The organism is Anaeromicropila populeti (genome assembly GCF_900112775.1).
Classification (GTDB): Bacteria; Bacillota; Clostridia; order Lachnospirales; family Lachnospiraceae; genus Anaeromicropila_A; species Anaeromicropila_A populeti.
Genome location: NZ_FOYZ01000010.1, coordinates 166,161 through 186,651 on the forward strand (window position 1 = coordinate 166,161; position 20,491 = coordinate 186,651).

19 protein-coding genes are annotated in these 20,491 nt (G+C 44.1%); 6 read left to right on the forward strand and 13 right to left on the reverse strand.

What is annotated here, in order from left to right; genetic code table 11:
- The first annotated feature begins 45 nt into the window (after window positions 1-45).
- From BM305_RS13445 to BM305_RS13470, 6 genes are all read left to right on the forward strand, one after another.
- Window positions 46-285 carry a single-stranded DNA-binding protein gene (locus BM305_RS13445; protein ID WP_056975877.1) on the forward strand — a complete coding sequence of 80 codons (240 nt, stop codon included), beginning with the start codon at window positions 46-48 and terminating at the stop codon, window positions 283-285.
- Between the two features lie 27 nt (window positions 286-312).
- A complete protein-coding gene (locus BM305_RS13450) occupies window positions 313-1,071 on the forward strand; it encodes a hypothetical protein (RefSeq protein WP_044036489.1) in 759 nt (252 codons plus the stop codon).
- Entirely contained in the window at window positions 1,068-2,063 is a 996-nt protein-coding gene (locus tag BM305_RS19510; protein ID WP_242940543.1) for a hypothetical protein, read from the forward strand. Before BM305_RS13450 ends, BM305_RS19510 begins: the two co-directional genes overlap by 4 nt.
- Window positions 2,064-2,087: 24 nt before the next feature.
- Complete coding sequence (locus BM305_RS13460) at window positions 2,088-2,531, forward strand: hypothetical protein (protein WP_092561643.1); 444 nt, start codon at window positions 2,088-2,090, stop codon at window positions 2,529-2,531.
- A gap of 26 nt (window positions 2,532-2,557) precedes the next feature.
- Window positions 2,558-3,718 carry an SEC-C domain-containing protein gene (locus tag BM305_RS13465; protein WP_092561645.1) on the forward strand — a complete coding sequence of 387 codons (1,161 nt, stop codon included), beginning with the start codon at window positions 2,558-2,560 and terminating at the stop codon, window positions 3,716-3,718.
- A gap of 420 nt (window positions 3,719-4,138) precedes the next feature.
- Entirely contained in the window at window positions 4,139-5,722 is a 1,584-nt protein-coding gene (locus tag BM305_RS13470; protein WP_242940544.1) for a hypothetical protein, read from the forward strand.
- Window positions 5,723-5,970: 248 nt separating this feature from the next.
- Here BM305_RS13470 and BM305_RS13480 read toward each other — a convergent pair whose 3' ends face one another.
- From BM305_RS13480 to BM305_RS13535, 13 genes are all read right to left on the reverse strand, one after another.
- Entirely contained in the window at window positions 5,971-6,204 is a 234-nt protein-coding gene (locus tag BM305_RS13480; RefSeq protein ID WP_092561649.1) for a DUF739 family protein, read from the reverse strand.
- A gap of 126 nt (window positions 6,205-6,330) precedes the next feature.
- Window positions 6,331-6,504 (reverse strand): hypothetical protein, encoded by a 174-nt coding sequence (locus BM305_RS19190; protein WP_177214731.1) that lies wholly within the window; start codon window positions 6,502-6,504, stop codon window positions 6,331-6,333.
- A gap of 199 nt (window positions 6,505-6,703) precedes the next feature.
- Window positions 6,704-8,272 carry a recombinase family protein gene (locus tag BM305_RS13485; protein ID WP_207649492.1) on the reverse strand — a complete coding sequence of 523 codons (1,569 nt, stop codon included), beginning with the start codon at window positions 8,270-8,272 and terminating at the stop codon, window positions 6,704-6,706.
- Window positions 8,259-8,690, reverse strand: coding sequence for a serine integrase family protein (locus BM305_RS13490; RefSeq protein WP_092561650.1), 432 nt, complete (start codon window positions 8,688-8,690; stop codon window positions 8,259-8,261). Before BM305_RS13490 ends, BM305_RS13485 begins: the two co-directional genes overlap by 14 nt.
- 4 nt (window positions 8,691-8,694) lie before the next feature.
- Window positions 8,695-10,251 carry a recombinase family protein gene (locus BM305_RS13495; protein WP_092561652.1) on the reverse strand — a complete coding sequence of 519 codons (1,557 nt, stop codon included), beginning with the start codon at window positions 10,249-10,251 and terminating at the stop codon, window positions 8,695-8,697.
- A gap of 47 nt (window positions 10,252-10,298) precedes the next feature.
- Complete coding sequence (locus tag BM305_RS13500) at window positions 10,299-10,547, reverse strand: SHOCT domain-containing protein (RefSeq protein WP_242940545.1); 249 nt, start codon at window positions 10,545-10,547, stop codon at window positions 10,299-10,301.
- A gap of 119 nt (window positions 10,548-10,666) precedes the next feature.
- Window positions 10,667-11,611: an N-acetylmuramoyl-L-alanine amidase gene (locus BM305_RS13505; RefSeq protein ID WP_092561654.1), complete on the reverse strand. Its 945-nt coding sequence runs from the start codon at window positions 11,609-11,611 to the stop codon at window positions 10,667-10,669.
- Window position 11,612: 1 nt separating this feature from the next.
- Entirely contained in the window at window positions 11,613-12,026 is a 414-nt protein-coding gene (locus BM305_RS13510) for a phage holin family protein (protein ID WP_092561721.1), read from the reverse strand.
- Window positions 12,027-12,106: 80 nt separating this feature from the next.
- Entirely contained in the window at window positions 12,107-13,501 is a 1,395-nt protein-coding gene (locus BM305_RS13515; protein ID WP_092561656.1) for a hypothetical protein, read from the reverse strand.
- 14 nt (window positions 13,502-13,515) lie between these two features.
- Entirely contained in the window at window positions 13,516-15,042 is a 1,527-nt protein-coding gene (locus BM305_RS13520; RefSeq protein WP_092561658.1) for a discoidin domain-containing protein, read from the reverse strand.
- Window positions 15,036-17,078 carry a hypothetical protein gene (locus BM305_RS13525; protein ID WP_092561660.1) on the reverse strand — a complete coding sequence of 681 codons (2,043 nt, stop codon included), beginning with the start codon at window positions 17,076-17,078 and terminating at the stop codon, window positions 15,036-15,038. Before BM305_RS13525 ends, BM305_RS13520 begins: the two co-directional genes overlap by 7 nt.
- 13 nt (window positions 17,079-17,091) lie before the next feature.
- On the reverse strand, window positions 17,092-17,454 hold the full coding sequence (locus BM305_RS13530; protein ID WP_092561662.1) for a hypothetical protein: 363 nt from the start codon (window positions 17,452-17,454) through the stop codon (window positions 17,092-17,094).
- Window positions 17,455-17,457: 3 nt separating this feature from the next.
- Window positions 17,458-20,460, reverse strand: coding sequence for a phage tail tape measure protein (locus BM305_RS13535; protein ID WP_092561664.1), 3,003 nt, complete (start codon window positions 20,458-20,460; stop codon window positions 17,458-17,460).
- Between the last annotated feature and the right edge of the window lie 31 nt (window positions 20,461-20,491).

The following is a 20,491-nucleotide window of genomic DNA, read 5'->3' on the forward strand; positions in this document are numbered from 1 at the left end:
TATTAACAATGTTGTTGATATTGTTATTGATAAGGAGATGACAACATGGGTGATGTTAATGAGTTACTAGAAGAAGCTATTAAGGAAACTGAAAACTTGAATGAAGGTGAAGTCTTTCTTGTTAAAGATTTGTTCAAGGGTTATGTATGGAATAGAATACCCAGAAAGGATCGACTTCTGCTTGGGACTTTATTTTTAAACTACGTAAATAAAATGGAAGGTAATATAAAGGCAATTGAAAAGACCTCATCTAACCAGCAGAGGTACGAAAAGGTTTGTAAATAATTTAACTATTCATGAGGGGGGATCGTTTTGTCATTAATATGTAGGCTGTTTGGTCACAAGTGGAAAGATGGAGTTTGTAATCGCTGTAATAAGAAGAAAGCTGAGTATGATGATAAAGTTCAAGCAGCAATAAGCGGGAATAAAGAAATCTTGCAGACAGGTAGGACTTCTGTAGATCAATTAGAGCATGATTTGAAAAAAGCTATAGCAGATGAGAAAAAAAGTATAAATCCAAAGTTCCACAGAACAGAAAAGGAAGAAGAGTTGTCATTTAACTTCTCACAAAAATGGGCATCGGCAATTCAGAAATATGAGGATGCCATATATTCTGAGACAGCTAAAGTAGGTACGCTGGATTCTATAGATAAGAATATTGAGCAATGTCATAAAGCTATAGATGCTTTCGAAGCTTTTAGGAATTACTGTTATAAAAAGAGTAAAGGCGGTCAAATCTATTTTGATGATATGTGGGAACACTGTCACAATTCTAAAGATCCTTGTTTTAGTTATATTCAAAGCACTAAAGATTACCTTATAGAGCTTACAGAAAATTATGATACATACAAAATTCGTTTTGAGAAAGAGAGTCGGCTTGATACGATTTTATTAGATATTATTAGTAACGATAATGGTATTTCTCAACGGAAACTTTACCCGTTAATTCCCGAGGTACCACAAGCCACTATACGTAAGGCGGTAGATGGGCTTGCTAAAGATGGAAAGATTATTAAAGAAAAGAAAGGCAGTAGTTATACTTTAAGACTTGCTGAGGGTGAGAAAAATTGAAGAATAGAATCAGCAATTCACATATAGAAGCACTAAGGAAGCAGTTCAAGAAATATTTAAATGATAACTATAAACATCTGAAAGATAAAAGTGTAATTTACAGTGATTCCTTTTATCCTTATCGCCATGACATTGGCATGGATTTTTGGGATATATTTATTGACGATAATTCTTTAAGAAAAGCACGTGAACTATTAGAAATTAAGTTCAGCAATGAGAAATCCCACAAGAACCCTAGAATGAATTCTTATGGCTATATGCGTACATTCAAAATATTTAAGGAATTTATCGATAATACCTATGGAAGTGTGGATGGCTACATAGAATTTGCTAAGACAAATCAGCCTCCCAAGATTGAAAAAATGGTTATTGAAAAAGTTCCTAGAACCAAAAAAACAAAAGACGCAAGACCTGATGTATTGCGGCCAAGTTGTGAGGAAGTGAATAGGTATTTATTAGCTTGGGAGCAATTAGAAAACTACGCATTACAAGAAAGTGCTTTAAACAAACTCTTTTACCAGACTTACCCTGACAATAAAGATATAGATGATGTTCTTGTAAAAGTATCGGTCTTAAATGACTTTTACAGTACAAATATATTCTCACCATTTAAAGTAGCAAAGCACATCATCGATTTAGATATTGATGAAAGACTGGCGGCGGGTGATGTTACTTTAGTAAATGAAATAGCAAGAGTCGATATGGATAACGGTACGGTAAAAAAATTTTATTCCTTTGCAACAAAATATTGTAGCCATCATAAACCCCTGAACTTCCCTATCTATGACAGTTATGTAGATAGGCTTCTTCGTTATTTTCGGGATGTTGATGGGTTTTATAGTTTTAATAATCACGACCTAAAGGACTATGTTAAATTCAAAAAAATATTGCTGGAATTCAGTAAGTTTTATAATCTTGAATCCTATAGCCTAAAAGACATAGACAAATACCTATGGCAGCTTGGAAAAGAAAAGTTTCCGAAGAAGTATTAAGTAGTTACGGAGGAGGTGTTCCAATTGCAGATACAAAAAGTAAGAATTATTTCAAATAATATATGCTTCGGTCCAGAACCACTTCCTGATGACGAAGTAGAACAGCATTTGACCATATCTGCTAATGGTGGAATATGGTTTACAGGATATAAATATGGAAATGGTTTTGGTCGGTTCGAGATTTCTAGAAAGCAACAGTTTAATATAGGGAAATCCGCAGTAAAGAAAATATTGGAGCTTTTCTCCCAGTATCTAGATAGTGATCAATTGACTTGCTATGCTACCGATATAGGAACTTGGGAAATGACCATTACAGATACCAAAGGTGAGGTACATACTTTCAAAGGTTCACTTTGCGGTGGAGTGACTGTCGGAGATATTGATATAACTTTTTATTTGCGCCAACAAATTCCAGTTTCTAACTTGTTTGTATTTGAGGATAATTTCATGGAGTCAGATGAAAAGTGAATTATTATTAAGTAAGGGGTGAAGTTTTGTTCTTACCAAAATTTAAATTAAAAGATAGTGAACCATGCCCATGTGGTAGCAATATAAGGTTTCAAGAATGTTGTAAGGGGAGAAAACCGCAAATAATAAAACCTTCTAAAAAGCCCGTAGAAGTTCAGGTAATGGAAAAAATGAGGGCTTCGATGAAGAAGTTTTGTATGCATCCAGATCAAGAAAAATGCAAAGGACCAATCAAAGGAGCACATGCGTTACAGAACAACAAGATTATTTCTTTATTAGCTGGTTCGGAACGTCATGTATATATGTTAAACACAAAAAAACAACCTCTTCTCATTCCTTTATATAATGGTGAAGTAGTCCCTATAGTGGAACTGAGTAGAGTAAGCGCTAATGATGCAACTACTGAAACTTGTTTTTGTGATTATCATGATAATATAGCCTTTGCTGTTATAGAAAAAGATGCTCCGGATTTTGATGAAACAAGCGAAGAGATGAAATTTGTATATGCTTATAAAGCTTTTATTTTTGAATATTACAAGCAGAGAATAGCATTTGATATATTTCAAAGTAACTTTAGAGACAATCCGATAGCATTTCAATCTCCAGAAATGATTGGCATGTATAGAATGTTACAGCTTAAGATGCAGGAGTTTGAACCTATAAAACAACATTTTGATTCACAAATAATCGGAAATACATTTGAAGGAGTTGTAACTTGTGCAATTAGGATTCCAGAACAAATAAAGTTTGCGGGTTATGCGTATATTGCTCCTGACTTTGATGTAAATGGTAAAAGAATTAAACATACAAAAAAAGGAATTATGCATAGAATTGCAATTACTATTTTCCCAGAAATAACACAGTCGTGGTTACTATTAAGTTGTCTAGAATCGGAAAAACATATTTATGAAAAATTATTTAACCAGCTTGAAACTGTATCAATAGATAAACTTAAATTTTACTTAAATATGATCTTACCACTATATTCTGAGAATATGGTGCTTAGTCCTTTGTTGTGGAGAGCCTGGGATGAAGAAACACAGATGGCTTATACGTATTATGCTAATCTTCATGGTCCAGAAGCAATGCAAATGGGGATGTGTATCGGATTTGGATTGAAGAATGCTGCAAGAGACAAATCAGGCAAAGTATACGAACAAGCACCAAAAATCAATTTGTTTTTATAATTAGTCGATATGTTCCCGCCTACCGATAGTGCAAAAAGTGCCGATGACGTGTTTCCGACTACCGACAATGTAAAAGACATCAATCCACCCGGCTCGTTGCACGTGGAGACCGTAGTTCTGATGTCTAAGGTCAGGTAAATAAGTGTGAAAAAGGCCTGATTTCAGGTCTTTTTTGCTATTGGGAGTACGAAAACATTCAATCCGAGGTCTAAACTTAACGCTTTGTGGGAACAGGGCGATAAGCAAGGAACATAAAAAGTGTGTATAGTTTAGGCGCCGATTTAGATGCCGGGCATTGAGTTGCCGATTTTGTTGTCAGCGAGAGTTTAGGCATCGGATTGGATATTGAGAATAGAAGAGGAAGGAACATATAGAATGGACAACTCGGAAATAACCATATTTTACTCATGGCAGTCTGATTTGCCAGGAAGTGAGACAAGAAATATCATTCAGGAGAGTATAAAAGATGCAGTTCGCTTATTGAGAGATACAGTTGATATCGAAGCTGACCGTGATACAAAAGGAGAGTATGGCTCACCTGATATAGCGCAGACTATTTTTTCAAAAATTGACGACTGTGATATTTTTATTGCTGACGTTAGTGCGGTATGTCAATATGAGACAGTTGATAAAGATGGAAACAAAAAGGTGAAATATATGCCTAATCCTAATGTGATGCTTGAATTAGGATATGCTGCGCATGTTGTTGATTGGGATAACGTAATTTGTGTATTAAACGCTGATTATGGTGCGCCAGAGGATATGCCTTTTGATATTGCAAGTCGAAGATTAACACCTTTTTCATTGAAAGATGGAAAAAGTAAGGGAGAGGTAAAGCGATATATAAAAGGAGTAATTCAAGATACTGTCCAAAATGTATTAGAAAATGGAAAGCGTGTTAAAACTGGATTCTCTGACTTGCGTCTTGGTTGTTTTGTTGATGGTGCTATCTCAAATTTGATTCATCCGATTGAAATATCGAAATCGGTTTCTTTTGTTAAACACAGAGAGCAAATAATAAAAGAATGCTTGAAACTGATAGAACAAATCAGGAGTATAAAAATCACAGAACCATCTGAGCTTTTAAGTGAAGAAGAGGAAAACAATTCTGTTGAGGAAAAAGCGACCGCCGAAACCGCAATTATTAGAAAAGATGGTTCGGTGCTAACCCCAATCAAAAACTCCTTAAAACTGAACCTTTTTAAATTACGGAGGGTACTCATCAAAGGCGATGATAAAAATTCGATAATAGATTTGTGCAAAGATTATTTGGGTATAGATATATCTGAAGAAATAGAATTCTTCAATATTGGAAATTTGGAAAGAAAGTATGACGTATTGTCATCATATTCTTATGAGGGAACAAAAGAGGAAGAAGACAAATATGATAAGATAATGGAGTTAGAATACAAATTGCACCGTGTGCAAATGCTGGATTGGTATGTAACGACTTTTGATGGAATGCTTTTTATACCACTTGCAATTGAAAATGCATCTACAGTGTATGATGAAGATATAGATATACATGTAAAGATAAAAGAAAGTGATGCTGGTGCAATTTGCCCATCGAAGAAATTAATAAATCCAGATATGCAAGGATTGGAGGGATTGATTTTTGAAGAAGGCATTATAAAAGAACTTTTGTTGATGCTTGAATCGTCAGATATTTCATATGATAGTGATATCACATACAGTATTGCTGACAGTTTGGCAGAGAATCAGGCGTCAATAAGAGCACACTTTAGCGCTGGTGGAATTAATGGAAATCCAAGGTATGATGAAGATGATTACGAAAGAGAAATATCAAAATATATTGCAATACCAAACGCTAATAGCAAGAATGAGTTTGAATTTTCCATTGGTTCTCTTAGGCCAAAAGAAAAGAAGTGGTTAGGCCCTGCATTATTGATAAGACCATTGAAAGATGGATTTGATATTGATTATTCAATAAAATCGAAGCATTCAAATGGTGATTTGTCTGGAATAGTCAAATATTGCAAATAAAGAAATAGCTCCCCATCACCGGATATTATCCCAGTGGTGAGGAGCTTTTGTTGTCTATGGCATTAGCCTTCAATATCAACGCTTATCCCGGACTTGAATTCCACCGTGAAGTGGTCTTCGGACACGGTGATTTTCTGCAGCAGCCTGCGGACAAGACTTTCATCAAATGCTGTGATTTTCTGCGACTGATCCTTTATAAAATTTCAACGTGCCAGTTACCATCAGGATTATGCGGGAACTGCAGCAGATTATTTTTTAACCTTAAAAAAATATTCTGGGATATCAAACTTTTCAATTTCTAACAGTTTACTCATCTGGTTGATTTCACTTTGTAAAAAATCAATCCGGTTATTTAATCTCTGGGACAGGGAAACTCTTCCGATGTTTAATGCATCTGCCAGTTTTTCCTGGGTTCCATAATATTCTTTGATTCTCCCCCGCAGTTTCGAATAATCGAATTCAACCTGTTTGTTGCTGCTCATTTTTACCACTCCTAAAATTCTGTATTGAAAGAACTTCCCTAATGTATTATACTATTTACAGAAGGAAACTTCTAACCGAGTATGATGGGTTTTGTGGTCAAACAAGATGCCCGTCATGCTCTATTTTTAGTTCAGGCTTTTTTCCAACAGCAGAACTCCCTGCCGCATGGCTTCGGAACGTTTTACCTCTTGCTGTTTGCAGTAACGGTCAAGAATGTCTGTACAGTTTGCATCCAGTCTGACGGTAAGCTTGTCTGTTTTCGGGTTATCTGCCGGCGGTCTGCCGATTCGTGGACTCATTCAATCACCTCACTTTTTGTCCGACAGTTCGATGTTACCTAAAGTCCGACAGAAATACAAGTTGGTTTTCCTTTTATTTCTAAATTTATAAATTTGTCACAGAAATCTTTGGCTATGAAAATGGATTTTTATTAGATAATGGAAAGAAAAAAGAGAGCAAGCCACCCTATGAAATAAAACAATCAGGGCGACCTGCTCTTTATTCGTTTATATCAACACTAACACCGGATTTGAATTCCACCGTGAAGTGGTCATCAAAAACGGTGATTTTTTGCAGCAGCCTGCGGACGAGGTTTTCATCAAATCCTGTGATTTTCTGCGGCTGATCCTTCAAAAAATCGCAGAGCTCAGTAATTCGGGCCAGCCGCTTATCCCGGATGCCGATGTCAGTTTCTGATTTTGTTTTCAGTTCCCGAAGCTGGAAAATCTCCTCTGCGATAGAATCGTAATCGTCCCGGTTGTTTGCTTTTTGGAGGAGCTCTTTTTGAAGTTTCAGCAGCTTGGCATCAATGTCATCCGTAGAAGCGCTGGCATCGTTGCGAATGACCGCAGCGATATTTTTCTGCAGCATTTGCATGTAGCCGCTTTTGTCCAGAATCATTTCGTTGATGGCTTTCAGGATAATGTCCTGCAATAACTCCTCATTGACAGTTCTGGCTCGGCAAGCGACTCCGGTGTTCTGCAGGCGGCTTTCGCAACGCCAGACGATGGATTTACAGCCACGATTGTTCCAGTGGATGCGGCGGAACATTTCGTTGCATTCTCCGCAGAAGATGAGCTGGGAGAAGCAGTGGTTGCTGCTATAGCTGCGCTTGCGTCCGTTGGCGCTGGTGTGCACCACTCGTCTGCGCACCAATTCTTCTTGCACCTGCATGAAGATTTCTTTGGGAATAATCGCTTCATGGTTACCTTCCACATAGTATTGAGGAACGGTGCCGTTGTTCTTGATTCTGGTTTTGCTGAGAAAGTCGGTGGTATAGGTCTTTTGTAGCAAGGCGTCTCCGATGTATTTCTCGTTTCGCAGAATCTTGTTGATGGTACTCGTCCACCACTTGGTCTTCCCTGCACCGGTGAGAATACCGTCAGCCATGAGCCCGGCGGCAATCTTGTCCATGCTGTAGCCTTCCATGTACTCCCGGTAGATGCGCTTGACCGTCTCGGCTTGCTCCGGGTCAATGACAAGGTTTCCGTCTGCATCCTTGGTGTAGCCAAGGAAGTGGTTGTGATTGACCTGAACGTGTCCTTGCTGGTAGCGATATTGCAAGCCCAGCTTGATGTTTTGGCTCATGGATTGGCTTTCCTGCTGAGCCAGAGAGGCCATAATGGTAAGCAGCACTTCACCCTTGGCGTCCATTGTGTTGATGGACTCCTTCTCAAAGTAAACGGGAATGTTCTTATCCTTTAGCTGGCGGATAAATTTCAGGCAGTCCAGCGTGTTACGGGCAAATCGGCTGATGGATTTGGTAATCATCATGTCGATGTTACCGGCCATGCATTCATCAATCATGCGATTGAACTCGGTACGCTTTTTTGTGTTGGTGCCTGAAATGCCATCATCTGCAAAAATGCCTGCCAGCTGCCATTCGGGATTTTTGGAAATGTACTCCGTGTAATGCTCAATCTGAGCGTCGTAGCTGGTGGCCTGCTCATCGCTGTCGGTACTGACACGGCAGTACGCTGCGACTCGGAGCTTTGGCTTCTCAGCGGCTTTGATGGTGTTGCCGACCTGTCGTCTGGCCGGAATGACCATAACCTTACTTTGTGCCATTGGTAATCACCTCCGGTCGGATAAGGCTATACAGGTATTCGGCCTGTCTTAGCGGATTGGGTAGCTCCTTTTCTGCTGGCCCCATAAGAAAGTCGGTAGGAACGTATTTGCTGTGAGGAGCGCTTGCTCTATCAAGTCGTCCTAACTTTCCGGCACGCTTTTCCAGTTCGATAGGAACGGCATCGAATGTGTTTTTGTCGACAATAGCTGGGTAAAAGCTATCACCCAGGTAGTGCTTGTTCAGCATCATTCGTTTTGCTGTTCCGTGGTAGGTGTCGAGACCTGCCTTCTTTGCAGCATCGCTTAGGGCTATGCCAGCTAAATAATTCTTGTAAAGCTCACGAATAGTAGCGGCAGCAGCTTCATCGATAACTGCCTGACCGTTTTCTATTTGGTAGCCATAGGGTGTGTGACCCATAAAATCACATCCTTTCTCGCAGTGTTAATCCGCATTTCAGTTCAAAGCCAACTTTTTCTCGACTGTAAACGATGATGCGGTTTGCGTATTCTGTAAATAATTCTTCTTCAAATGCCTGCAGCATGTCAGCGTGCTCGGTGAAATGCAGGAGCTTTTGAAGCTCCACAATTCTGGTAGAGGCTTGACCACTGCAGTTCTGCAGCATTTCAATTTCGGTTTTGCAGGCTTCCGTCTGCGTCATCAGCTCATTTTTCTGCTGGGTGAAAATAATCTGGTCAAGGTAGCCTTGGGCCATCAGGCGTTGCAAGGTTTGCCGTTGCTCAGTGATTTGCAGCAGCTGCCTTTCCAATTCTCGGATGCGACGAATACCGCCGTCCTCGTTGGTATTTTTGAGCTGCTCCAGCAGTGGGGCCAGAATGGTTTTCCTGCTAAAGATGAGCTTATTCATCATAGTGATAAAAGCATGCTCAAGGTCATCGTTCCGGATGTACAGCATGGAGCAGGCTTTCACATCAGCCAGATGGGTGTTGCAAAGCCAAGCGACGTATTTGTGACCCTTGCAAGTGTGGATGCGCCTGCGGAAGGTCGCACCGCATTCGCCGCAGATGATGTTACCTGAAAAGGCATAACGCTGCTGGTATCTGTCGCAGCCTTTTACGATTCCTTTTTCAATGCTGTGCTGTTCCAAAAGACGTGCAGCCAGTTCGAAATCCTCATGGCTAATGATGGCCTCGTGATGCTCGGCGCAGAAGTATTGGTCTTTTTCGCCATTGTTCTGATGCCGATTGAACTGTGCATCGGTGTAGGTCTTTTGGAAAATGGTATCGCCTGTGTATTTCTCATTTGCCAAAATACCTTTGATGGTACCGTGCGACCATTTGCCACCTTTTTTAGTAGGCACCTGTCGGGCATTCAAGTCTTTTGCAATATCCTGAATACCAGTTCCCGAAAGAAAAGCGGAAAAAATGTGTTTTACAACATCAGCCTGTTCCGGATTCACCTTCATTTCCTCTCCGTTCCATTCGTAGCCATAGGGCGGATAACTGATTTTGAAGGTGCCGTTTTGAAATCGCTTCTGTACGGCCCACTTGGTGTTTTCTGAGGTCGAGGTTGATTCGCCCTCAGCCATTGAGCTTAGAATTGCCAGCATCAGTTCGCTTTCCATCGAGCCGGTATTCAGATTTTCCTTCTCGAAGAAGATAGGTACATTCACCGCAAGCAGGCGTCTGACCAGTTCCAAGCAGTCAGTTGTATTTCTGGAAAAGCGGCTTAGTGACTTCGTGATAACCATATCGATTTGATGGCTTTCGCAATCTGACATGAGTTGAAGCAGGGCCGTTCTCTTTTCCTTTTTTGTGCCGGTGATACCTTCATCGTAATAAATACCGGCAAGCTCCCAGTCTTTTCTGGAATTGATGTAATTCTCAAAATACGTTTTTTGCGTATCCAGACTTTCAAGCTGAGCATCACTGCCAGTCGATACTCGGCAGTAGGCCGCTACACGGAGCTTTTTCTTCTCAGCAGGCGCTTTCACCTGCTGCAATTTTGTGATTGTTTTCAAGCTATCACCTCCTTGTCAGTGTCACATATTACCTCTGAGTGCGCCTATTATCCAGTTATATTGGGCATAATCTCGACCAGATATGGGGAGAAAGTTTTCCGATTTAGCAGCGTGATTTTGTTGTATTCTGACAAGGAAATAAGTCCAGAATCCAGCATGCTTTGAAGCAGCAGCTGAGCTTTGTGATAACCGGCATCACGCTGCAATTGTTCTGTTGTGGGCGGTGTCGGTGATGTCAATATTGGTAATTCTTCAATAGAAATTGGTGTTAGTAATGTTTTCTGTTCGCTGTTCATAGTTGTCCTCCAATCTGAGAAATCCTCTAATTTCCCACTGGAGACAAAACAGCAATTTGAGCGGATAAAAAGAAAAAGGCCTGCAGGATTTCTCCCACAGGCCGAAAGATATAGCAGTATTAAATTCGTGTTGCAAAGTCGAGCGAAATCCAGCCATCACGTCCGTCAGCGTAAGATTTCAGAAGGCCCCATTGAGAGGCTCCCTGACCGCTGGCTTCCTCCACGATGGTGAAGCAGCCCTTGCCGGTGTACTTTCCGACAGTGCCATAGTTAGTGCCAGGCCCTTTACGGATGTTCAAATCCTCAATGGTGACATTGACCAGATAAGGCGAAAAGCCTGTAGCGGCAGCGCTGCCATAGATGACCTTGCCATTTTCATCAAAAACAGCATAGCCAGGATTGGCATCAACCTTTGCTTTGGCATTGGCCAGCACCTTGTAAGCGCCAAGCTGGCTCTTGCTGTCGGCCCAGGTTTTACGAACACGATACCATACCGTTTTGTCGGTAGTCGGCTCCTGTTGCGTGCTGCCAAGCGCAGCAGTAACCTTTGCCGCCAAATCGCCAAGACAGCTATAGAGCCAGTCGCCCGGACAGCTCTTATTGGCAAACCAGCGATGAACTGTAATGACCATTTCATCCGACTTTGGAGCATAGTTCAGGGACTTGCCCTTATCGGCAAACCACAACAGCTTGCTCTTACCGTTACGCTGGCAGATGTCAGTGCAGATCTTGATGAGGGTGGCATAAACAGCGCTGTTCATCGCATAAGGCTCGGTCTTATCACTGGCGCACTCGATGGTGATGGCACGCTGGTCATTGGCATTGCTGGAGGTGCACCAGGAGCGATTCTTCTCCTCGACACAGAGGGAAACACGCCCATCCGTGCCGATGCCGTAATTGCAGCTGGCATCACGGCCTGCCGGGAAGCAGGCACAGATGGTTTCTGCGGAAAGCTGACCGACTACGCAGTGAGGCGTGATGCGGTCGATTGCATGTGTTCTTTGCCCAGAATGGTTTGGGCTAAGGCCGGTGTAAACCACCAGCGGACTGTTTGTGTAAGCCATATTATTTGTCCTCCTTCTCGCTGCGGTCATGGAGCTGCTGCAGCACTGATTTTAGTTTTTCAGGATAAGGCAGGCCTAGATGACCGGCATTTTCCAGAAGGGATACACCTTCGTTGGAGATGTAGAAAAAGATGATGGCGGTGCGGAGTACGCTGCCGGTACCAATGACCTGAACATCTAAGATGTTGGCAATGCCGACCAGAATAAAAATCAGCACCTTGCGGCAGATACCTTTGAAGCCGACCTCGCTGGAGAGCGTTTTGTCCGCAATGGCACACATCACACCGGTGATGTAATCCGCCACCACGAAGGCGACCAGCGCATAGAGCAGACCGTCACAGCCGCCAAGGAAGTAGCCCAGCCAGCCGCCAATGGCAGCAAAGGCAAATTGAATCGTGTTCCAGAATTTTTTCATAGTGAGTTCCTCGCTTTCTTTGATTTTGGGTATGAAAAAAGCGGCTGCCCATAACGGACAGTCGCCTGATTCCAAAAGGATTATTGTTCTTGAATGATATAGGTGACCTTCATGGTCTTGTCGGCAGTCTTAGTGACAGGCTCCGACAGATTGTTGATGGTGGCCAGATAATTTGCCAGCATCATAAAGTCGCTGGTAGACCAGTTACCATAGCTGCAGAAATAGTTGAGTGGCTCATTCAGCATTGGCGTATAGCAAATCTGGTTACTACCGCTAAAGATGCGATTACTTTCCGGCTTCACAGCTTCATTTGTGGCAGAGTTTACGATGTACAGCTCATTGTAGGCGTTTTCGTAATAGATTCTCCCGTTGTAGGCCAGCTGCGGAGTACCATTGACGGAGGTCATGCCGGAGTATCTGATTTTTGTTACATTGGCTGCATTTCCAATCTCAAACTTATAAATATCATAAGGGCTGTTATAAGTTCGCAGATACACAAAGCCTTCATGCGCAAAAGCAAAGCGCATTCCGTTGGTATTCAGATTCACATCCGTGGTATTGACCATCGTGAATTGCTGAATGCGGAAGTTCTCAATGCTGATTTTTGTAATGAGAAAGGTGTCATTCGGCTTCAGGTAGTAGCTGGCAGAAGAAAAGATATACAAGCACTTATTCGCATGGTCGAAATTGTAAGCAAAATAGCTTGTAGCCATTGCGGTTGCAAGCTCGTCCAAGGCGGTATCCTCTACAAGAGCCTTTTGTGAGTAGGGATTTTCCAACACAGAAACGCTCTGCAGGTATGCTCTGCGCTGAAGGATGTGAATGGTGTTTGCATTATCGATGCGGAAGTAATAGGCCACATCTGCCTCACGGTCAATGACGAAAAGCATCTCTGTTTTTTCCAGTGTTAGACCGGAGTATTTATCGCCGGTGACGGCTCCTGTATAGCCGGTATAAACATATTGCAGATTTGCGTCTGAAATCTGAATGCCCAGAGGATAATTGCTTGTAAATACGGCATCGTTGCTCCCGTAGGAAGTGAAGCCGCCATGAAGATGTGTGAGGCAGACGCAGGCGATTGTTCCGTTTGCCTGCGAGGTCGCAAAATCGTAGACATATTTCATGTAGCGATTTGTCAGATTCAGCGCGCTCTCGGTTTGATTGAAGCCGCCACGACTTGTTCCGGTTGTGTTATTCTGTACGCCATACGCTCCGCAGCCTATCAGCTGGGCCTCTGCCGGAGGGTAGATGTTATTGGCGTTTTCTTCAATGTTATGGTCGAATAGCAGAATGCCACCCAGCAGCTTCTGGTAATAGGGTGCATAGCTGCTCATGAATTTGCCGGGAGATTTGTTCAGGCCCAGAGGACGGAAAACCTCCGTCAGTGCGTTGGTAATCATATTGTGTTCAACCACAGTTTTCTTTTCTCCCGTGTGGACATCTGTGAGTTCAATTTTCATAGTACCTTTCAGCATAGTAAGCGCCTCCTTTAATTGATATAGGTGATTTTGAAACGGGAGATTGTGGCATTGTCGTGTAATACAAAATGCAGGATGAGAATCTTCGTTTCATTCAAACTGTTATAAAGCTCGTCCGGGTCTGTGTTAAGCCACTCCGAAAGAGGAATCTCTTCGGAGAAGGTTTCTCCATTATCCAGTGATTGACACAGCCCCACATCACCAGAGAACTGCGCAGTCATGAGCTTGATTCCAAGAATGGAAATGTGGCTCATATCGACGACAGAAGAAATGATGCTGGGATACGGGTAGGCTTTTATTGTTGCCTTGAGTAAAGTATCCTCACCGCCTGCCTTCCATAGAAATATGTGTGGGTTAGACAGCGGAGTTAGCAATTCCGGTGCAGGTATTTCTTCGCAGCCATACTTTAGGAACATTGCGGCTGTAAGAGCCTGAATGGGTACCTCCTGCAGCTCGTTTTCCGTGACAGTATAAAAGGCACCAGCTTGCTGCAACAGGTAGCCGAAGGAAAAGGCTCCGGTGTTTTCATACATTGCATAAATGATGTTCCAAGTGCGACCGCCCTCATCCTGATGATAGAAGCTGACCTGCGTTCCTCCACCAGCTCCTGTGCTGTCAATCAGATTCAAAGGAGTGGTCATATTATTGCAGACCAGTTCCGAAGTTCCAGTGTTGCTGGAGGTTGGGGTCTGGATTACATTCAGGAACATGTCGTTGTTGCCAAGCAGGAACAGTTCAAGAATAATTCGGTTTTCTTCCACCCGATTGCTATATACGGTGTAGCCCTCAAAGCGTAGTTTCAAAAATTCCAGCCCATTGCTGCAGGTGCCAAGTTGACGATAAATGGCCGTAGAACAGGCATCCCGGCGCATGACTTTTAGCTGTTCAGCATTTGCACCAAAGCCAAACCATAGATTGCTGGAAATATAAAGTGCTGCAGCAGCGATGCCATTAAACATGAAACCATCAAGGGCCGTGGTGGTAAAGGTGCCGTCATCGTTGTAAGAGGAGCTTATGACATTCATAGCTTCACTGGTATTGAGGAAGGGCGTCAGCACTGTTTTTTCTTCTCCGATTTCCGCAATAATCCGGAGCGAGGTGAGCCCGACGTATTTTACTCCGGCGCTGGCATCAGAGGTCAGATTAAGTATCAGGCGGTCACAGGCAAAGGGCTGCTCCGGCTCCAATGCACATTTGCCTTTAGAGGTGGCTGGAAATTCACCAGAGAGCAGCACTTCTGTCATTTCTTCGTCAGCGTAGACCTCGACCGCCTTTGTGATATGAATGCTTCCTGTGGGTTTGTTGACCAGCTCAATACGATAGATTTTTAGTGGCTTATCAAACACCCATTCAAATTGGGCATTGGTAACAGCGTCACGGCTTTTCCAATGAGTATCTTCGTTCCCATCCAAAGCATGATAAGCTGCATAATTTCCAGCATTGACGGAGGTGGCGGATACAGTTCCCCAGGTGTTGTCAGAGTCGAAGATGGGCTGTGCCCACCTTGACCAGTTGTACTTGCTTTCATCGATTAACACAGCTTCACCTCCAAGTTCTCGACCCGTTCATAAGGGTCAGTGTTGATTGCCAGATGCTGCAACTGACCAGCATTGATTTCTTCGGCGGTAGAAACAGCCGTATAGTCGCTGATAAGACAGAAGGCATCTGCATCGTTCAATTCAATAATCGTCTGGTCGTATTCGCCAGGGAATTTAGCATCCATCGTAAAGGTCTGGATGACCTCAATAACGCTGATGCGCTCGTTCAAGCGGGCATAGCCAAACTGCATGCCTGCGAAGGCAATACGAGAAATGCGCTGCTGGATACCAGTGTCTGCTTTTGCCGGAAAGGTCGCCATAACACTATCACGCAGTTCACGGAAGCCAAAGTCTGTATGAACAAAGGGAATGCGCTCGAAGGACTCTGTAATGCTAATGCGGCCATTCCAGTCACCGATACCAGCAACAAGCCCTTGACCAGTAATCGTGGCACGGATTTGTGATTCTCCAATATCGCAGCTGCCACCAGAAACCTTCAGGAAAACAGATAGAGTATTCTCGCAGTTTTCAATGACCTGTGAAATTGGATAGAACAGAGTGACGATGTGCTTTCCATCAATGCAGGTCTTGGTCGGATAGAAGGTCTCCACCTCATCTCCGTTCATTTTGTAAATGATGGTCAGTTCAGGCTCACCTTTATCAGTAAAAGAGTATTTCACAGGCTTTGTAACCTGTTCGGTAGTAGCGGTGCCTGCTTCATCGGTGGATTCTTCCTCATAGGTGGCGGTGCCAGATATAGATTTTTTGATTTCATCTGCATTGATTTCCAGCAGGATTTCAGCCAGAAACATAGCCGAGGTCGTTTCCTTGGAAGTAAAGGTTATCGCCAAAACTTCTGTGGGAGAGGAGCCGATGTGGAAGGGCGATACATTGACGAAGTTGTAAACGACAATTTTATCGGATTCTATTTGATTCAAAAGCCCGGTGATGTTCTTATCGTTTTTACTTTTGGCAGCTGCCAGCTTCGGATTTTTACCGACGCATTTTAGGGTGTGCTTGCCATTGATTTTATATTGTAGGCTGGTGATGCAGGAGATTTTGGTGGCATCTGCATGACCACCAGAGAAAGTCAAAATGTCGCCGGGGTCAAAGGCCGGATTGCCGATGGTACTGGAATCGAAAGGCACATAGTTGACCACAGCGATGCAGTTCAGGATGTTGCGGATGATACGCTCACGGGTCGTTTTCAAGCCGAATTGAAGCAGCGGATTGGTACCAAGATTCATGGTTAGCCCATCGTCAACCTCAAGTGCATAATATTCTGCCTCCTCCGTCATAAGGTTGGTGGAGGAAACAGCAGTATAACGAGTAACAAAATCCGAATACGAGCTGGAAAAACGCTGCGTATTTGGAATATCCGCCACAGAGGAAGTCCCGTATTGTATCAGCTCCAGCTTGCCTTCTCGATTTATCAGGCAGAAACAGCCCAAGACCTGCGCAACATAATATAGCAAGTCACGGTAAGTGGTCATATCATTATCGGAATAGATGCCTAGGGTTTCTTTTCCGTTTGGAAGTGCATCAATTTCTGCTTTGGTTTGGGCCAGCTCCACCTTGCATTCGGTGCTGGCAGCATGCAAAAAGTTGTAAGCCGTGCCGCTGGAGGAGTTCAAGTTCAGGTCTTTTTCAAACCGGAGCATGTAATCGTAGGCCGTCAGCTCTAAGCAATGGATGGTACGATTGGCTTCACTGACCTCGAATATCCCCATCGGGATGGTTTCCTCGGAGCCGTCCGGGAGTACCAAGTGGAAGAACAGCTTCACCTCTGCCTCATCCAGCGTGTAGCGGTCGATGTCGGAGAGAAGCGTGATGCCCAGCTCTGAGGCGTAGACTGTTCCAAGCTCAATTTCGGTACTTCCGCAGCACTGTCTTGTGATATAGCCGGAGCCTTTCACGATGTCCTGATTTGTAAAATTGTAGGTCAGGTGATTTTTGGTGGTGATGCTGCCCGTCCAATAGAAATTTCTTGAATTGCTTTCAATGGTGGCCATAAAGGCCTCAGAAACTGGATACACGCATTCTCACCTCCTACAGTTCTTTTAGTGTAAAGGACACCGTCCACAAGCCTTTGTACGAGGTATCCTTTTCCAGCTTGGCTTTGAAGCCATCAATATACATTTCGGTTTCTTTTAATTCCAGGTCGCCGGTATCAAAATAGCGCACAGGGATTTTTGCCAGCTTGGAGTAAGCTGTCAGCTTCTTCAGCCAGATTTTTGTGACGGAAAAAGAGACGGAGATGTTCACGATACCGGTGCGTATGACATCACGCTGCGTCGTGCCAGCCTCCGTCTCTCCGCTTGAATCAGCCTCGATAGAAGAAAGGCTGATATCATAGGAATCCGGCAGAGGCAGCTTGTCTTTTTCAAAGACCAGATATTGAATATATGCCATTGTTTATCTACCTCCGCTTCGTAAATTTGTTCTTTGCTGTGCATTGACGATGACCTCATCCAGCATGGTGCCACCAAGGTAAACAGGGATAACAATATCTCCGTTCTGCCCCGAAAGTCCGCTGACGGCATCTTTGATTGCAGCCACGAGTCCAGAAGCAGTGTCTGCTGCAGAAGGTGTGCCGCCTGCTGTCAGCGCAGAAGTATCGGTCGCACTGACCTTCGGATTGATGACCATATCAGTAGCAAGTCCAGAGATTGCTTTTTCAATCATGCCTCGGCTGCCTTCGATACCTTTGGCCAGCCCACCAATGAAGTCCGGCATCCAGCTTTCATAATCAGTCAGAGGGCCTTCATCGGGCACAGAGAAATGCAGGAAGGATTTGATTGTGTCCGCCACATTGCATACGGCATCCTTTACCTTGCCGATACAGCTCTTGATACCATTGACGATGCCGTTAATGATATCTGCGCCCCAGCTAAACGCAGAGGAGGCCAGATTTTTAATGAAGTTCACAGCATTGTCGAAACCGGTCTTAATGGTGTTGTAGATGCCGGAGACTGTCGCTTTTATACCATTCCACATAGTAGAAAAGGCTGTGGACACTGCTGTTTTGATGGCATTGACCACAGAGGTTACTGTCGATTTAATGCTATTCCAGACAGAGTTAATTGTGGTCTTGATTCCATTCACCACCGTAGTGATGACCGTTTTTATTGCATTCCAGATAGTGGTGAATACAGTCTGGATGGCGGTGAGAACGGTTGTGATTACGGTTTTGATAGTATTCCAAGCCGTCGTCAAAAAGGTCTGAATCGCTGTAACAATCGTGGTAATGAAAGTGGAGATTGCTGTCCACACGGTAGTAATAACGGTCTGAATGGCGGTCAGCACCGTGGTAATGACCGTCTGAATGGTATTCCAGGCTGTGGTCAGGAAGGTTTGGATTGCCGTAATCACAGTGGTAACGATTGTGCTGATTGCATTCCAAACGGTGGAGAAGAAGGTCTGGATTGCTGTGAATACCGTTGTGACCGTGGTTTGGATAGTAGTCCATGCAGTTGACAGAAAGGTGCTGATGGCCGTAACCACGGTTGTGAAGATGGTCTTGATTCCTTCCCACAAGCCGGTGAAAAAGGTGGCCAGTCCATTCCAAATGATAGTGGCAACAGATACGATTGCCTGCCATGCTGCAGCAAAGAATTCTTTCAGTGCGTTCCATACGGCGATGGCGATTTCCTTGATGTTATTCCAGAGGTCAATCCAAAACTGCCTGAAGTCCTCGTTGGTATTCCACAGATAGATAAAGGCAGCGACCAGAGCTGCGATGGCGGCAATAATCAGCACGATAGGGTTTGCCAGCATTGTTGCATTCAGGGCAGCAAAGGCTCCCTTGACCACATTGATAACACCGGCGATTTTCGGAACAATCGTCATGATGGTGCCGACCGCAGAGATGACCTTGCCGACAACGATAAGCACCGGGCCGAGGGCAGCAGCCAGTAAAGCAACGGTGACGACCACCTTTTTTGTACCTTCATCCATACCATTGAGCCAGTCCACAAATTTCTGAATCCAGCCCACAATCAGTTTGATGGCAGGCATCAAAAGTTCACCAAAGGAAATGGCGAGACCTTCCAGAGCGGATTTCAAAATAGTCAGCTGGCCCTGAAGGTTATCAAGCTGTGTGTCGGCCATCTGCTGAGCAGCGCCACCACTATCGGTAATAGATTTTTGCAGGTCATCCCAGGTGCTGCCTGTGTTCGCAAGCAGTGCATTGACCGAGGAAAGGTCGGTCTTGTTGAAGATATTGCTGATGATGTTACTCTTCTCAGCAGAAGTCATTCCATCCATGCTGGTGTTCAAATCACTTAGGATGTCGTTCATGCTGCGCATATTTCCCTGCGAGTCATAAACCTGTACACCAAGGGATTCCATACTTGCGGCAGCCTTATCGGTTGGATTCTGCAAGGATAGGATAATGTTACGAAGGTGCGTACCACCTTCAGCGCCCTTGATACCATTGTTGGCAAGAATACCGAGTGCTGTGTTAAGCTCAGCCGTGCCGCCCTTGATGGATTTTGCCGTTGCACCAATGGTCAGGATGCCTTCGCCCAGCTGTGCAACAGAAGTATTGGTGCTGGAAGCTGTCTTTGCCATCTGGTCGACCATCGTACCGGCTTCATCTACGCCCATGCCCAAGGCGGACATGGCGTCGGTAACCATATCAGAAGCAGATGCCAGCTCGATATCACCGGCAGCAGCCAAGTTCAGTACGGTCGGAAGTGTATCACACATTTCCTGCGTATCATAACCGGCGAGGGCCAGATAGTTCAGAGCCTCGGCACATTCGCTGGCAGAGAAGGCAGTCTCGGAGCCCATTTTCTTGGCGAGCTTTCCGAGCGTATCCATCGTGTTGACGGATTGGCCATCAACGGTGGACATGGAATCCTTTGTAATGCCCATCGTGGCCTGTACCTGCGACATGGAGGACTCGAAGTTTGCAGCAGTGGTTACGGCTGCCGTTCCAAGCCCTGCAACTGCTGCAGTGACCGGCAGTAGCTTCTCTCCGGCTGAAGAGATATTGTTACCTACGGTTTTTAACTTTTCACCGGTGGCAGCAATTTTTTGAACAGCGGTGGCAGATTGATTGGCCTGTTCCTCCAGCTTTTTCAGGTCTTGCTCTGTCTCTAAGATTTCACGCTGAAGGGCATCATATTGTTCCTGCGAAATGTCGCCATTTGCAAGAGCTGTGTTTGCCTGTTCCGCAGCCGTCTTTAAGGTTTCCAGCTTCGTCTTGGTTTCCGCAACGGCATCACCGAGGAGCTTATGCTTTTGGGCCAGCAGTTCTGTGTTACCGGGGTCAAGTTTTAGGAGCTTGTCTACATCCTTAAGTTGGGCCTGCGTATTTTTGATTTCTGAATTGACACCCTTTAAGGCAGTCTGGAGTTTGGTGGTATCGCCGCCGATTTCAACAGTGATACCTTTGATTCTATTTGCGGCCACGAAAAGCACCTCCTTCCTGTGAATATGAAAA